This is a genomic window from Burkholderia sp. L27(2015) (assembly GCF_009765705.1).
GTDB lineage: Bacteria > Pseudomonadota > Gammaproteobacteria > Burkholderiales > Burkholderiaceae > LMUX01.
Map to the genome: position 1 here is coordinate 1123026 of NZ_LMUX01000021.1, position 16130 is coordinate 1139155.

General features: G+C 59.3%; 12 protein-coding genes. 7 read left to right on the forward strand and 5 right to left on the reverse strand.

All coding sequences use genetic code 11. The features are described from left to right. Positions 1-77 precede the first annotated feature (77 nt). Positions 78-1232 (reverse strand): glycosyltransferase, encoded by a 1155-nt coding sequence (locus GSQ77_RS23445; RefSeq protein ID WP_158905296.1) that lies wholly within the window; start codon positions 1230-1232, stop codon positions 78-80. A gap of 190 nt (positions 1233-1422) precedes the next feature. Here GSQ77_RS23445 and GSQ77_RS23450 point away from each other — a divergent pair, with 190 nt between their 5' ends. Further along, the gene (locus tag GSQ77_RS23450) at positions 1423-2211 is read left to right on the forward strand and encodes a 5'-methylthioadenosine/adenosylhomocysteine nucleosidase (RefSeq protein WP_254067750.1); all 789 of its coding nucleotides are present in this window, start codon (positions 1423-1425) and stop codon (positions 2209-2211) included. Positions 2212-2265: 54 nt separating this feature from the next. Here GSQ77_RS23450 and cydB read toward each other — a convergent pair whose 3' ends face one another. Then, a complete protein-coding gene (cydB, locus tag GSQ77_RS23455; protein WP_158905300.1) occupies positions 2266-3246 on the reverse strand; it encodes a cytochrome d ubiquinol oxidase subunit II in 981 nt (326 codons plus the stop codon). Between the two features lie 48 nt (positions 3247-3294). Continuing rightward, a complete protein-coding gene (locus GSQ77_RS23460) occupies positions 3295-4680 on the reverse strand; it encodes a cytochrome ubiquinol oxidase subunit I (protein WP_158905302.1) in 1386 nt (461 codons plus the stop codon). A gap of 538 nt (positions 4681-5218) precedes the next feature. Here GSQ77_RS23460 and GSQ77_RS23465 point away from each other — a divergent pair. The 6 genes from GSQ77_RS23465 (at position 5219) to GSQ77_RS29650 (ending at position 11151) form a co-directional block, all read left to right on the forward strand. Beyond that, the gene (locus GSQ77_RS23465) at positions 5219-6202 is read left to right on the forward strand and encodes a DUF3034 family protein (RefSeq protein WP_254067751.1); all 984 of its coding nucleotides are present in this window, start codon (positions 5219-5221) and stop codon (positions 6200-6202) included. A gap of 3 nt (positions 6203-6205) precedes the next feature. Beyond that, positions 6206-6685, forward strand: a complete 480-nt coding sequence (locus GSQ77_RS23470; RefSeq protein WP_254067752.1) for a group 1 truncated hemoglobin — start codon at positions 6206-6208, stop codon at positions 6683-6685. Between the two features lie 68 nt (positions 6686-6753). Further along, positions 6754-7365 (forward strand): methylamine utilization protein, encoded by a 612-nt coding sequence (locus tag GSQ77_RS23475; RefSeq protein ID WP_158905304.1) that lies wholly within the window; start codon positions 6754-6756, stop codon positions 7363-7365. A gap of 12 nt (positions 7366-7377) precedes the next feature. After that, entirely contained in the window at positions 7378-9771 is a 2394-nt protein-coding gene (locus GSQ77_RS23480) for a bifunctional diguanylate cyclase/phosphodiesterase (protein ID WP_254067753.1), read from the forward strand. 151 nt (positions 9772-9922) lie between these two features. Continuing rightward, entirely contained in the window at positions 9923-10432 is a 510-nt protein-coding gene (locus GSQ77_RS23485; RefSeq protein ID WP_158905306.1) for a DUF1993 family protein, read from the forward strand. Between the two features lie 107 nt (positions 10433-10539). Continuing rightward, the gene (locus tag GSQ77_RS29650; RefSeq protein ID WP_254067754.1) at positions 10540-11151 is read left to right on the forward strand and encodes a hypothetical protein; all 612 of its coding nucleotides are present in this window, start codon (positions 10540-10542) and stop codon (positions 11149-11151) included. Between the two features lie 191 nt (positions 11152-11342). Here GSQ77_RS29650 and GSQ77_RS23495 read toward each other — a convergent pair whose 3' ends face one another. Then, a complete protein-coding gene (locus GSQ77_RS23495) occupies positions 11343-12254 on the reverse strand; it encodes a response regulator (protein ID WP_158905308.1) in 912 nt (303 codons plus the stop codon). Continuing rightward, a complete protein-coding gene (locus GSQ77_RS23500) occupies positions 12241-15708 on the reverse strand; it encodes an ATP-binding protein (RefSeq protein ID WP_158905310.1) in 3468 nt (1155 codons plus the stop codon). The genes GSQ77_RS23495 and GSQ77_RS23500 overlap by 14 nt, the downstream gene beginning before the upstream one ends. Positions 15709-16130: the final 422 nt, after the last annotated feature.

Below are 16130 nucleotides of genomic sequence, written 5' to 3' on the forward strand. Positions count from 1 at the left end.
GCCTGGGAGCCCATGCCCGGTGTTCAAACCCGTCTTGCTCCGGTGCTTGCTCCGATATGTGGCTCTGGTTTTGGGCCCTATCGCTTAGGCGTGGCCTGCGCACGACCTTTCCATTGTCCGCCACGGCCTCGCCAATAGCGCCATGCCGAGGCCAGCGTGGCAGCCAGATAGAACAGCGCGGTCAAGGGCAGCAGCGCAGTCCACCAAAGCGGTTGGCGGTAATAACGCAGCATCGGGCAATACATCGCCATCATCAACAGCCATGCCAGGATCGCGGGCCACGCTGCCCAGCCGCACGTCAATGTCAGCACGGGCGGTGCCAGATAGGTCAGCGCCATGCCCAACACGGTGCCCGCCAGCAGCAAAGGCGAATAGCCCAACTGAGTAAAGGCTGTGCGGGCGATCATATTCCAGATGCTGGCCGCGTCTTCATAGCGTCGCAGCGAATAACTGTCCTGCGCCAGATCCAGGCGGATCGAACCTTGCTGCTTCATCTTGGCCGCCAGTGCGCAATCGTCGATCAGGGCGTCCTTGATCGCGGCGATCCCGCCGATGCGTTCCAGGGCGTCGGCACGAGCCAACATGCATCCGCCGGCGGCAGCGGCCACCTTGCTGCGAATATCGTTGACTTGGGCGAACGGATACAGCTTCGCGAAGAAAAATACAAAGGCCGGAATCAGCATGCGTTCGGCGAAGGACTCGCAGCGCAGACGCACCATCAACGAGGTCAGCACGCGTTGCTCGGCCTGCGCTCGGGCAACCAGTCGTTGCACGGTGGTTGTCGCATGACCGATATCGGCATCGGTCAGGAAAAAATATTCCGCCTGTGGGAACTGCGCCTTGGCACTCGCAAGCCCTTCGGACTGCGCCCAGACCTTGCCGGCCCAACCGGGCGGCAAGTCGCGGGCGGCAACGATCGTCAGCCGGTCCGTGCGACCCAGCTTTGCGGCGGCAGCGGCCGCCGTGGCCCCTGTGCCGTCGCTGCTGTGGTCATCGACCAGCATGACATGAAAGGTGCCAGGATAATCTTGAGTCAGCAGCGTACCGAGCGACTGCGCAATCACATCCGCTTCGTCGCGCGCCGGTACCACGGCGACGACGCTCGGCCACACTGAGGGCGCCGCTGCGGCGAGCGGCAGGCGGACTTGCCAGAAGCCGCCACGCAGCACGCCCAGATACACCCAGATAAGTAGAGCAATACTGGCGACGCCAAATGTCCACGCCATAATCAAACCTTCCCTCTCAAACTATTCATTGCGCACTATCGCTTGGAATAAAGTAGGGCACTCCCGTGCCGGCGCGCCCATTCTAACGTGGTTGGGTTAAACTTTCGCGCACCTCATCCCGCTCAATGACGCCATGTCCGTTGCATCTCCTTATGCATCCTCTGTCGCTGCCGACGCTTCCGGCGCCGGCGCTTCTGTGGCTCCCGCTTCCATCGCGCCATTAGGCATCGTCGCAGCCTTGCCTCAGGAGATTGCACAACTGATCGAACAGTTGCAGCAGGATCCGCACATGCGAGTGGTGGCCAGCGGCCGGCGGCAATATTACGTCGGCCGGCTGTGGGGCAGCCCCTGTGTCGTTACGCTGGCGCGTATCGGCAAGGTTGCGGCGGCGGCCACCGCGGCCGCGTTGATCCATGAATTCGGCGTGCGCGGGATCGTTTTCACAGGCGTCGCAGGTGGCCTGGGCGCGGGCTTGCGAGTGGGCGATATTGTGATTGCCGACAGCCTGATGCAACACGACATGGACGCCTCGCCGCTATTTCCGCGGCATCAGATTCCGCTGCTCGGGCTCGACCGCTTCCTGCCGTGCCCGACGCTCACACAAGCGCTCGCGCGGGCGGCGCGCAATTTTGTCGAGTTGAGTCTGCCGGCGCTGCGCGCCGAACATGACTGGACACTCGTCAAGCACACGCCGGTCGTGCGTCTCGGGCTGATTGCCAGCGGCGATCAGTTCATCTCTGACGACAGCGCCCGCATGGGCCTGCGTGCTTCGGCTCCCGATGCGTTGGCGGTTGAAATGGAGGGGGGCGCCATCGCCCAGGTCTGCTACGAATATGACCTGCCGTTCGCTGTGATGCGCACCATTTCCGACTCCGCCGACGATGGCGCGACGGATTCGTTTTCGCTCTTCCTCAATGAGGTCGCCAGTGTCTATTCACATGGCATCATCCAGCATTTCTTGGCGCAGCAAACGACGCCCGAATAGCGCCCTCCATCGCCCCTTCCGCGCCTCCAATAGCTGCAATCGCCCCGACGGGTTTCAATGCTGCTGCGGCTCCATCTTGCCGCGAAACACAAAATACTGATAAAAGTTGTAGCCCATCATCACCGGGAACAACACGCCGATCCCGATCAACATGAACACCAGCGTCGATGAACTCGAGGCTGCCTGAACAAGACTGAGCTTGCCCGGAATCAGATCGGGAAAAAGGCTGAGCGCCAGGCCGCCGAACGAAGCGACGAACAACAATACCGATGCGCGAAACGGCGACTGCACGCCACCGCGTTGCGTTGCATAGAGTACCCAGCCAAACGCCAGCGCGGAGATCGCGCCGAGAACGAGCAGCATCTGAAAGATCTGCGGTTGGGCCCAGCGCGAATGTGCGACGGGACTCAGCACCATCGTGCCCGCGGAGACGAGGATCGCAGCGGCTACCGTGGTCAGAGCGCTCGCGATTGCATACTTGCGCGCAGTGTGTTCGAGATTGCCCGAAGTTTTTTGAATCAGGTAAGTTGCGCCCAACAGCGCGTAACCGGATGCAACCCCAAGCGCAGTCAGTGTCGTGAAGGCGCCACTGACTGCGCCAGGCGCCAGGCCGGTAATGACGCGTCCGAGGATCACGCCTTGGGATAAGGCCGCAATCACGCTACCTACCCCAAACCCGATGTCCCACCAGCGCCTGCGATGTGCGGGATGACGGAATTCGATCGAGGCGCCGCGCAGGATCAAGCCGCCGATCATGACCATCACGGGCACATAAAGCTGCGACAACAGCATCGCATAAGCGCTCGGAAAAGCGCCGAACAGTGCGCCCCCCAGCACGACCAGCCAGGTCTCATTGGCGTCCCAGACATGGCCGATGGTTTGCATCATCATGCTGCGGTCTTTCTCTTCAGAGGTCACCAGACTCAGGATCCCGATGCCGAGATCGAAGCCATCGGTTACGACATACAACACCAGCATGAGTCCGATCAGGCAAAACCAGATCTGGATCAAAGTCGTGGGTGCAGTTGCATTCATCACAGCATCCTTACAATAGAAACGTACGCGTGGGGGAGGACCATGGGCTTAGTGCTGCGCCGCGCGCAAGGCTGTGAATACGGGCGGCGTGGCCGCCAGATCGGGGCCTTGCTTGAGCCATTTGCGGGCGAATATGAAAAACGTCGAGATCAGCACCAGGTAGAACAAGAAGAACATGACCATGCTGGCGGAGATCGTCGCGACAGGTACGTTAGACGCGCTATCGGCCGTGCGCAGCAAGCCATATACGGACCATGGTTGGCGGCCGACTTCTCGGATGATCCAGCCGGCTTCGACCGCAAGGTATGGCAGCGGAATACTGAACACCCATGCCAGTAGCAAAGCGCGATGAGTGAGCATAGCCTCCAGGCGCCCGCGTGTTTTGCGCCAGACGAACGCGCTCCAGAACGCCAGCAGCATGAACCAGAAGCCGATGCCGGCCATCGCCCGAAACGCGTAAAACAGCAGGGGTAGCATAGGCGGCTGGTCTGCACGGGGAATGTCAGCGAGGCCTGTCACGCGGCCGGTGAGGCTGTGCGTACCCAGCACGCTGAGCATATTGGGCAGCTCCAGCGCCCAGTCGTTTTTTTGTTCGGCCTGATTGGGCCAAGCCAGCAAAGCCCACGCTGCGCCTTCGCCGGGCTTGTTGGTATGCCAAAACCCTTCGATGGCTGCGCCTTTGGCCGGCTGGCTACGAAAGACGTCGCCGCCGCTGGAGTCCCCTAGCCATATCTGCAGCGGTGCGATCACCAGCAAGGCGGCCAAAGCGAGCTTGAACGAGCGCAGGAAAAACTCCGGGTTGCGGCGCCGATACAGATAGAACGCCGAGATGCCGGCGATGACGAACGCGCCGGTCTCCAGCGCGGCAACCCACATATGCCCGACGCCCCAGACCATATCCGGGTTGAAAATCGCTGCGAGGTAGTCGGTGACGATCAACTTGCCGTCGGTCAGCGTCACGCCCGCGGGCGTCTGCATCCACGAGTTGGCGACCATGATCCAGAACGCCGATATCGAGGAACCCAAGGCCACCATCCCCGTGGCGAACAAATGCACGCCGCGCGGCACGCGGCCCCAGCCATACAACATCACGCCGATAAAGCCGGCTTCGAGCATGAACGCCATCGCACCTTCGAAGCCGAGGATGTTGCCGAAAAACTCGCCGGTATAGCGCGAAAACCCTTCCCAGTTAGTGCCGAACTGAAACTCCATCGGGATGCCGCTGACAACGCCAACGGCGAAATTCAGCACGAGCAATTTGGCCCAGAAACGCGCATGGCGGTAATACATCACGTCCCGGGTGCGCACCCACATCGCTTCGACGAGGAAGAGGAACGCAGAGAGGCTGATGGTCAGAATCGGCCAAAGAATATGGAAGAGCGCGGTCATCGCAAATTGCGCGCGCGATAAATTGACTATGGAGTCCACTGACATGGTGACTGACATCCAAAAAAATAAATGACGGGCGGGTTCGTTGTTGCATACCGCGTTCGCGCAAGCGGACTGGCACGAGCAGGCATGCTCCTGAACGTGAGTTGAATATAGGCGCAACACCTCGTCTGAGCGCCTGTTGGCCGTGCGTCATTGCGCCGCGCTTATGCCTGGGAAGACGGTTTCACCGGGGTGTTGTGACAACGTGCCGCAGTGGCGATGCCCTCGATGCGTCGCATGAGCCCGGTCCTTACCGAGGAGGAACCGGCTTTTAAATTTAAGAAAAAGGATGGGATACCGATATCGTGTAAGAGCGTGCAATATTTTCGATGCCTAACCATCATCTGATGCGGCCTCGCTTTGTCCCCAAGCGGCGCACACAGCGTTTCGCAAAACTTGGGTCGCTGGACAATCGGGATCACGGCGAATAAGCGGGTCTCGAGAGCAAGAGAGTTGCCAATAAATAGTGCTGAATCCAAGAAAGAACAGACATATAAAGCGGGCTGCGCAGTGGGCTCAAAAGTGGACTGTGCAGTGGGCCATGAAGCGGGAATGTCTCGACAAGCGCTTCGACAAACTGATCGGTCTCGGGGCAATGGCAGGTTGTGCGATGGCATACAGTTCGGTGGGCAGCGCGGCCGACGCTGTCGCTGAGGTGCCGCGCGCTATTGCTGCGAATAGCGAGGATTCGTCGAACACTTCAGCCGCCATTCCACCCACCAGCATCATCAGTGGACGCCTGTTGCTGACGCAGGGGGTATCGAACGTGGAAGGCGCGGCGGGCGGCGGCTTGGCGCCGTGGGCGGTCATTTCGGGGTACTCCACGGAAAAGCAGGTCGGCGGCAACGTTCACGACACGTACATCAAGACCCAGGACTTTTCCCTCAACACCTACGGTGTATCCATTGGCATCTCCGATCGGGTGGAGCTATCGTTGGCGAAACAGACGTTCGATACGCGAGCGCTCGGTACCGCGCTGGGTCTGGGATCGGGGTTCAAGCTCAATCAAGACATCGTCGGTTTGAAAGTAAGATTGCTGGGCGACGCGGTTCTGGATCAGGACACATGGCTCCCGCAAATTGCGGCTGGGGTGCAATACAAGCATAACGAGCAGGGCAATGTCGTCGCGGCGGTCGGCGCCAAAAGCGATTCGGGCACCGACTTTTACCTCAGCGCCACGAAGCTGCTCCTGGCGCAAAGCGTGCTCGTCAGCGGCACGGTGCGGATGACCAAGGCGAACCAGTTCGGCTTGCTCGGGTTCGGCGGGGACAAGAACAACCGCTATCAGCCCGAATTCGAAGGGTCTGTGGCGTATTTGCTGTCGCGGCACGTCGCAATCGGCGCCGAATATCGAACCAAACCCAATAATCTGACGTTCGCGGCCGAGCAAAACGCTTACGATGCGTTCGTCGCTTGGACCATTAACAAATACGTTTCGCTAACAGCTGCCTATGTGCAACTGGGCGATATCGCCACGCTGAAAAATCAGCATGGCTTTTATATTTCTGCACAGGTCGGATTCTAGAAGATGCATACGCTGAGGCTCATCGAGAAACCCGCGCGCCGTACCTCGCGGCGCGGCATGTTCACGTTACTGGGCGCCGTGCTCGGCTTGGCGCTGTTGTTGCCGGGCTCACGCGCGCATGCGGAAGATGATAAGGTATATCAGGCATTTGGCGGTAGAGAGGGGATTGCGGCGGTCGTCGATGATTTGATCATCAATGTTCAGGCCGATCCGCGTACCAAAACCTATTTCGAGGGCACGTCGTTCAAGCGATTCAAGCAAAAACTAACGGAACAGATATGTCTGCTGACAGGCGGCCCGTGTGTCTATACGGGACGCTCGATGAAAGAAGCTCATCAAGGCCTGGCGGTCGATCGTGCGGCTTATTATGCGTTGATCGAAGATTTGCAACTGGCGATGGATAAACACCATGTCCCGTTTCGCGATCAAAACAAATTGCTCGCGAAATTGGCACCGATGTACCACGATGTCGAGGAAAGATAGGCACCCGCCATCTTGTAGACCACGCGGCGTTCAAACGCTGCACATCATTCGGAACGGATTCAACAACAATGACTTTTTTCGGGCAGCTACGATGGGCGGCCACGGCCGGCGCGTTGTTAATTTGCGGTAATGCCGCCGCGCTAACACTGCAGGTCGATGTGGTCGGCAAAACAGGAGCGCCCCTTGCGGATGCCGTGGTCTATGCGACACCAGTCAACACGAAAGTGCAGCTAAAGCCGCAACCGCTGGTCAATATCGTTCAGATCAACAAAAGTTTTGTGCCGAAAATGACGATCGTCCAGACTGGCACCGACATATCGTTTCCAAACAAAGATTCGATAGGACACGACGTGTACTCGTTCTCTCCGGCCAAAACCTTCGAACTCAAACTTTATTCAGGTGTGCCGGCCAAACCGATTCTTTTTGATAAATCGGGCCTGGTCACTATCGGCTGTAATATCCATGATCAGATGATTGCTTATGTCATGGTTGTCGATACACCTTACTTCGCTAAGACCGATGCGAAAGGCGTGGCTCATTTGGAAGGGTTAGTGCCGGGCGACTACGACGTGAAAGCGTGGCATTATAGTCTTGCAGATGGCGCGTCACCGGTAATGCGTCGCATTTCGGTGCAGAGCGACCAAAACGTAACAGTTCCTCTTGATGCCGTTGGTAACTAAAGAATAATAAGTATGGCAATACGGATTCACCACCTGCACACTCGTATCGCGCTGGTTTTCGCGGTGCTGCTTTTGGTCATCCAAATTGCGGGTTTTTCCGTCATTTCAACCGCTATTTATTCCAATGCGCGCAGAACGGTTAATAACGAGCTGAGCGTATCGGAAAAAGTTTTCAATCAGTTACTGCAGTCCGACGATGAAAAACTCCGTCAGGCGGCAACGGTTACCGCCGCCGATTTCGGTTTTCGCGCCGCGGTAGCCAGTCGCGACAGCGAAACCGTCGCATCGGCTCTCAAAAATCAGGGCGAGCGCATCAAAGCCAACCTGGTGATGCTGGTCGGTCTGGATAACGTCCTGATTGCGGATACCCGCGGCGCAAGCTATGCCGGTGCCCCGTTTCCCTTTCCCAACCTGATTAACAACGCGCGACGCGAGGGCAGTGCCTCGATGGTCGGCCTCGTCGACGGGCACCTATACCAGTTGGTGGCCGTGCCGGTGCTGGCGCCGCTACCGATCGCCTGGGTCACGATGGGTTTCGAAGTCGACGACGTACTGGCCAGCCGCTTGAGCGACTTGACCTCGCTGGACGTATCGTTCCTGAGCAAAAGTAACGGCGGCGATTGGAGTTTGCTGGCGACATCGCTTGCGGAACAACGTGGCGCGCAGGTCGAAGCCGCGTTCAAGCAGATGAAAGTCGCGGCCGGCAACGCCGAACTCGATTTGCCGGACGAAACCTATGGCGCCCGCGTTATTCCGCTGCAGTTGGCCGGCCAGCAGGTGGTCGCGGTGTTACAGCGCTCGCTCGATCAGGCCATGGCACCGTTCAGGCATTTGCAGTCGATTCTGCTGCTCATTTCGGTGATCGGCTTCATCATCTCGATTGTCGTCAGCGTCTTCACCGCGCGCAGTATCACCAAGCCGATTGCAATGCTATCGCGCTTCGCTCAGCGGCTGGGCCGCGGCGACTATTCCGAGCCGGTCACGATCGTCTCCGATGACGAAATCGGCGAATTGGCCAAAACCTTCAACAGCATGCGCGACGGCTTGGTGGAGCACGAGCGCAAGATTCTCGATCTGGCGTACCAGGATCCGCTGACCGGTTTGCCCAATCGCGTGTTGTTCTCGGATCGCGTCGAGCAAAGCATTGTTCAGGCGGGCAAATTGGGTCAGTCGTTTGCGTTGATGATCATGGATCTGGACCGCTTCAAGCTGGTCAACGATACGCTGGGTCACCATATGGGCGACTTGCTGCTGCGCGAAGTCGGCGCACGCCTGAGCGCCACGCTTGCGCGCAAGCGTGACCTGGTTGCGCGGCTCGGTGGCGACGAGTTCGCGGTGCTGTTGCCGGAAACCGATCGCGAGGGCGCCGAGGGCGTGGCGCGTCGCATGATGGCGGCGCTCGACGCGCAGTTCACCATCGATGGTCATTCGGTCGATGTCGGCGCCAGTATCGGCATCGTCGGCTATCCGATCCATGGCGAGGATCTGAATACGCTGATGCGCCGTGCCGACGTGGCGATGTATACCGCCAAGCGCGGTAATCGGGGCTGTGCGGTATATAACGCCGAAGACGACCAGCACAGTCCTGCACGACTGTCGCTCATGAGCGATCTGCGCCGCGCGGTCGAAAACAGCGAGCTGATGTTGCACTATCAGCCCAAGGTGGACCTGTCGAACTATTCGGTCAAATACGTCGAAGCGCTGGTGCGCTGGAACCATCCGGAGCGCGGTTTTATTCCGCCGGACCATTTCATTCCATTTGCGGAACAGACCGGTTATATCAAGGTACTCTCGCGCTGGGTCATCAATGAAGCGTTGCGCCAGTGTGCCGCGTGGCGAGCCGATGGCGTCGAGATCAGTGTCTCGATCAATGTTTCGGCGCGCGATTTGCTACACGCGGAACTACCCGAATATTTCGAACGATTGATGAGAAAGTACGAGATTTCGCCGGAATGGATCTGGATAGAAATCACCGAAAGCGCCGTGATGGATGACCCGGTCAACGCGATGCTGACGCTGGACCGACTGCATGAACTCGGCTTGCGCCTGTCGATTGACGATTTCGGCACCGGCTATTCGTCGCTCGCGTATTTGAAGCGTCTTCCGGTCGACGAAATCAAGATCGACAAGTCGTTTATCCTGAACATGTCGAGCGACAAGGATGACATGGTCATCGTACGCTCGACCATCGACCTGGGCCACAACATGGGGCTCAAGGTGGTCGCGGAAGGCGTGGAGACCGAAGACGTCATGCAGCAGCTCGCCACGCTGAGCTGCGACCTGGTGCAGGGCTTCCACGTCAGCCGCCCGTTGCCGGCGGCCAAGTTTGTCGAGTGGCTCAGCGGCTGGCAGGTGGAGGTCGCGGCCAAGCAAGCCGCGGCGCCCTCCGGGAAACAAGCGGCGTAGGCTTCATCGCCAAGACACCAAGACCTGACCTGCGCGCGACCCACGCCTAACCTGCGCCTAACCACGCGTGCACCGTTCAACGCTGAACGCCCGAGCGGGCGCTCGCGCTTCATCTGTTTATAATCCCCACACACTTACCTTAGGACGTTCCATGACGATCTCCCTTTATGCCAGCTCCGTTCCGGTTTTCAAACAAATGCTGGATGCCCTGGATGCCAACCTGACCAAGGCGCAGGAGCACGCGGTCGCAAAAAATATCGAGCCCGACGCCTTGCTGCAGGCGCGGCTATTCCCGGATATGTTTCCGTTACTGCGTCAGGTACAGATCGCGGCTGACTTCGCGCGTGGCGTCTCGGCGCGACTGGCCGGCGCCGAAGTGCCGAAATACGAAGACAAGCAGCAAAGCTTCGAAGACCTGCATACCTTGGTCCGCGAATCGCTGGCGTTCACCGAGCGTTTCACGCCTGCTCAGATCGATGGTCAGGAAGCGCGCGAAATCGTGACCCGTCCGGGTACGCCGAAGGAGAAGCGCTTTACCGGCCAGTCCTATCTGCTCAGCTATGGCTTGCCGCAATTCTTCTTCCATGTGACGACCGTCTACGCGATCCTGCGCCATAACGGCGTGGAACTCGGCAAGCGCGATTTCATGGGTGCGTTCTAACTAAGTAAAAGGCCGCGCATGCGCGGCCTGGCTCCTCTTATTTTGCGAAATTTGTATAAACGGTATATACGGTATATATTATTGTGATCAAAACTACCGAGAGCGTTATGCAAACCGTCGATCCCAAAGCCGTCGTAGCAAGCAGCACAGCACCGCAAATGGCCAAGGCACAAGCCGAAAGCCCCCTGAATGGCAAGGTGAGCCCAACTTCGGCGGCAGCCCGCAAAGTCAAAGCTGCCAAGCCTGCCGCGGTCAAAAAAGAGGTTTCCGCGAAAGCCACGACGCCCGTAAAGAAAGCCGCGACGGCGAAGAATGCCGACTCGACCAAGAAAGTCGCCGCAGTGAAAAAGGCGCCGACGCCGAAGCCGGCAACCGCCGCCGGCGATGCAACGAAGAAGTCGACCGTAGCGGCAAAAGCGCCCGTAGCTAAAAAGGTCGATGCCGCGAAAGCCGTCTCCGCAAAAAGCAAAGACGCTGCGCCTAAAGACGACAAGAAGAAAAAGAAAGTGGTGCGCGACAGCTTCACGATGCCTGAAAGCGATTATCAAAGAATCGCCGAACTCAAGCGCAAATGCATGAGCGCGGGGATATCTGCGAAGAAGAGCGAACTGCTGCGCGCGGGCTTGCAAGCGCTCAGCGCACTGCCGATCAAACGCTTGATCGAAGTGGTGGCCGCGGTCGAAAATCTGAAGACCGGCCGTCCCGGCAAAGTCGAGTAAGGATTGCCCTGGCCATGGACCGGGCAACGCCGGTCTGGCCAGGCTCACTGTGCTGCTTCATTGCACGGGTGCGGCGCCCCTACCCACGGCGCTGTTTTCACCGCGCCGTGCGCATTGCCTCATTGCCTCATTGCCTTTTCTCGGTACCCGTTTTCTCCCTACCCGTTTTCTCCCTACCCGTTTCGCCGTATTTACTGCATCGTCGGCGCCACCACGTTCAATGCCATCCGTGCCGCCGCGGTCCGCGTTTCCACGCCCAGTTTTTCAAACACATGCTCCAGATGTTTGTTTGCCGTGCGGGGACTCATGCCAAGAATATCGGCGATGTCGCGATTGGTTTTACCCAGCGCAGCCCAGTACAACACATCGGCTTCGCGCGGCGTCAAGCGGAACGCCTGCATCAGCGCTGCGGGTTCAGGCGCGCCGGCCTTGCGCTGAATCAGCAGCAACTCCTCGCCATGCGCTCCACGTCGCAACCGGCTGAATACCAGATGCTCGCCCTGCGCCAGCAGTTCGAACGGCTTTACCTCGGCCACTTCCAGCGCTTCGTTCAACCAGCGGCATAGCGTGGCCGGCAATCGACCATCGACGTCGAGCGAAGTGCGCAGCCACGATTGCGCCAGCGGCGTAAGCCACAACACCTCGCCGCTCAGATCGACCGCGACCACCGCTTGCCCCGCCGCATCCATCGCTGCACGGGTCTGTGCCACCAGCCGCGAATTGCGCAGGTGTGACGCGATGCGCACCATGACTTCGGCAGGACGGATCGGCTTGGTGATGTAGTCCACTCCGCCGGCCTGGAACCCCTTCAGGATGTCCTCGGTTTCCGCCAGCCCCGTCATGAACACGACCGGAATCGTGCGGGTTTCAAGATCCTCCTTGAGTCTGCGACAAGTCTCGAAGCCGTCGAGGCCGGGCATCACGGCATCGAGCAAGATCAAGTCGGGCGGCAGGCGGCGCGCGCGGTCCAGAGCACCCGCACCATCGGTTGCGACCAGCACGGTGTAACCGGATTCATCGAGCAAGGTATGCAGGATGGAGAGATTTTCAGGCGCATCGTCGACGATCAGGACGACATCGCTGAGTGGGTCAGGACGTAGCATCGGAGGTCCGCAGGGTTCTTTCAACGTGTCGTAAATATTCGGGCAGGTCGAAGCGCTCAACGTGCGCGCGCAAAGTCCCGGTGAAAACTTCGTAGGCGGGATCGAGTCTTTCGATCTCGCTGAGCTTGTCCAGAATGCCGCGTACATAACCGAGGCTGCCCAACTCATGCAAGCTGTGCAGCAGCGCCGTGGGCGGCGCCAACAAGCTTGTGACCGAGCGCTCGCCCGAGTCCGCGCTTCCTTCTGCGCCCAGCCCAAAACCGACTTCCGGCACCGGCACCCACCGCAAGTCCAACCTGTCGCGGATCAATTCAAGCAACTCGACGACGTTGACGGGTTTGACCAAAAAGTCTTCATAGCGGATGCCCGCCTCGTTTTTCCGACCCTTGTCGAACGCATTGGCCGATACCACGATGATGGGTGCGTTGCTCATCAAATTGGCGCGCAGTAGCCGCGCGGTTTCCCAACCGTCGAGCATCGGCATGCCGATGTCGAGCAGGATCAAATCGGGCGCGAAAGCCGAAACGGCGCGCAACGCCTCGATACCGGAAGCCGCCTCCTCCACCACGAAACCGAGCGGTTCCAGCAGTTTGACCAGCAGCTCGCGATCGACCGGTTCGTTATCGACCACCAGCACTCGGCGCGGCGCGCCGGCGTAGCCGCCGATCGGCAGTTTGGGGAGCGCTTGTACGGGCTTGGGATCCCGCACTTCCGGCAGGAACAACTGAACGCGAAACACGCTGCCGTGACCGGGCTTGCTCGTGAGCGTCAGCGTGCCGCCCATCACGTCCGTGAGCATCTTGGCGATCGTCAGGCCCAGGCCAGTGCCGTTTTCCGAGCCGCCCGGCGCATTGGTGCCGCGCTCGAACGGCAGGAAAATCCGTTTCAGGTCCTCATCGTTGATGCCTACGCCCGAATCGGCCACTTCGAAGATGGCCATCTCGCGCCGATATTGCAGACGCAATGTGACCTGGCCGGCATCGGTAAACTTCACCGCATTGCCGAGGATATTGATGAGTATCTGGCCCACGCGTTTCTTGTCGGCGCGCACGGCAAAGGGCAGATTAAGCGGCGCTTCATAGGAGAAGACGATGCCCTTGGCGTGCGCCTGCAGGCTGACCATATCGGCCAGTTGCGTCACAAACGCCGGGAAGCGCACCTCCTCGACTTCCAGCGTCATCTTGCCAGTTTCTATCTTGGCAATATCGAGCAACCCGTCGATCAAGGAGACCAGATGCTCGCCGCTGCGCCGGATAACGGCGAGCGCAAGATGTCGATGCGGCGGAATCGAGACGTCGCTTTCGAGCATCTGCGCATAACCGAGGATGCTGTTAAGCGGCGTGCGCAGTTCGTGGCTGATGCCGGTGATATATCGGCTTTTCGCCAAGTTGGCTTTTTCGGCCACTTGCTTGGCGCTTTGCAATTGTGCATCGGTGCGTTGGTGCGCATCGATTTCCTCAAGCAGCAAATGTGTCTGCCGATTCGATTCCTCTTGCGCGACACGGCGGCTCTCCGCCGTCAGCACGAACCACCAGCAACCGATTCCGCCTGCCAGCGACAACACCGCGAATATTTTTAGAAAAGACGCGCGCAGCAACATGTTGACGGCGGGCGACAGCTCGTTGACGAGCACGGACTCCTGCGTATAGACCAAGCCGAGGATCGCACTCAGCACCACCATCATCAGTCCGAACAGCAGCAAATACTGGCCGATGCGCGTGTTGAACTGAGTTGACCAGGATTTTGGCAGGAGCCAGCGCATTACCGCGTTCGCCTGTTCCGACAGGCGAGCGCCGGGCTTGCAGAGATCGTGGCAGCGTGCGTCCAGCGTACAGCACAGCGAGCAGATCGGGCCGTCGTAGGCCGGGCAGTGCGCCATGTCCTCCGTTTCGTAGGTCTTGTCGCAGATGCAGCAGCGCACGGATCGGTAGCCTTTGCCCAACGGCACGCCCGCAAACGTGACCGGTGCGCGCGCGATGTAGTACTTGCCGCCGGTGGCCCAGGCGATCGCGGGAGCCGTGACCAGGGCGGTGCCCAGCGCAATCAACGCGGAAAACGCGTGCGCGGTTTCTCCCAAGACATGTGAAAACGCAAGAATCGACACGAACGAGGCAATCAGCATGGCGCCCACGCCAACGGGGTTGATATCGTATAAATGCGCGCGCTTGAACTCGATGCCTTTCGGGCTCAGGCCCAGCGGTTTATTGATGACCAAGTCGGCGACCACCGCACCGACCCAACTGATCGCGATATTCGAATAAAGCCCCAGCACCTGCTCAAGCGCCCGAAATACGCCCAACTCCATCAGCATGAATGCGATCAGGACGTTGAACACCAGCCACACGACGCGCCCTGGATGGCTGTGGGTGAGTCGTGCAAAAAAGTTGGACCACGCGAGCGAACCCGCATACGCATTGGTCACATTGATCTTGAGCTGCGACAGAATGATAAAGAACGTGGTGATCACCAGCGCCCACTCGGGCGAGCTGAACACGTATTTATACGCGACCAGGTACATCTGGGTCGGCTCGACCGCACGGTCGGGCAGCACTTCATGCTGGATCGCGAGGAAGGCGAGAAAAGCGCCGCCTAGCAGTTTCGCTACCCCAAGGACGATCCATCCGGGGCCGGCGGTGAGCATGCTCAGGGTCCAGCGGCGCTTGTTGAGCGCGGTGCGCTCAGGCAGGAACCGCAGGAAGTCGACCTGCTCGCCGACTTGCGCAATCATCGAGATCAGCACCGTGCTGGCCGAGCCGAACATCAGCAACTCGAAATGTCCTTCGCTGCCGCCATTGCCGATAAAGCTCGGCAATTCCCGCAGCAGGCCGGGTTCTTTCCAGATCACGGCACCGTAAGGCAGCAACAGCAGCACGATCCATAGCGGTTGAGTGAACGCTTGCAGACGGCTGATCAGCGTAATGCCGTGAGTGACGAACGGGATCACGATGGCCGCGCAGATCAGGTAGCTCAACGAAATCGGGATCTTGAAATAGAGCTGCAGCGCCAGCGCCATGATGGCCGCTTCCAGCGCGAAGAAGATAAACGTGAACGACGCATAGATCAGCGAGGTGATGGTCGAGCCGATATAGCCGAAGCCGGCGCCGCGCGTGAGCAAATCCATATCGACGCCGAACTTGGCGGCGTAATAGCTGATCGGCAAACTCGTCACAAAAATGATCACGCTGACGAACAGGATCGCCCACAGCGCATTGGTGAATCCGTAGCGCACGGTGATCGAGCCGCCGATCGCTTCCAGCGCGAGAAAGGAAATCGCGCCGAAGGCCGTGTTGGCGACACGGAATTCCGACCATTTGCGAAAAGCGCGCGGGGTGAAGCGCAGCGCGTAGTCCTCGATCGTTTCGTCAGCGACCCATGTGTTGTAGTCACGACGCACTTTGATAATGCGCTGGACCGGTGCTCCGTGCAGCACTGCGGGTTCGGACGGTAGCTTCATCGAATATCCGGAACGAGGGTTGTGCAGAGGAAGTATCCCGACATGCGACGCAAGCGCCGTGCCATGTCGTCACCTCATTTTTACCCTCGCGCGACCGCGTAGCCGCGCGCACCGAGCGAACCCGGATGGCGGCCGTGCAATGCGGTGCATGGCGCCCTCGAATGCGGCATTGGTGCACCGCAACCGCGCAGGCGGGCGATGAGGAGCCGGGCCGGATTTACGGCGACCTTATGGGCGTCGGAAAGGATACCGTATCGCCCCGGGCAGCCGCCGATACGTCAATTGACGTAGACCGGCGAACTCGCCCGTGCAGCCACGGTCCGCGACATTCCCCCAATGCCAGTTGCAACAAGACGATAGCGCCCGTGCGGCGATGTTGCAGTGCGCAACTACGCTAAATGACGTATTTCGATGCGTATTTC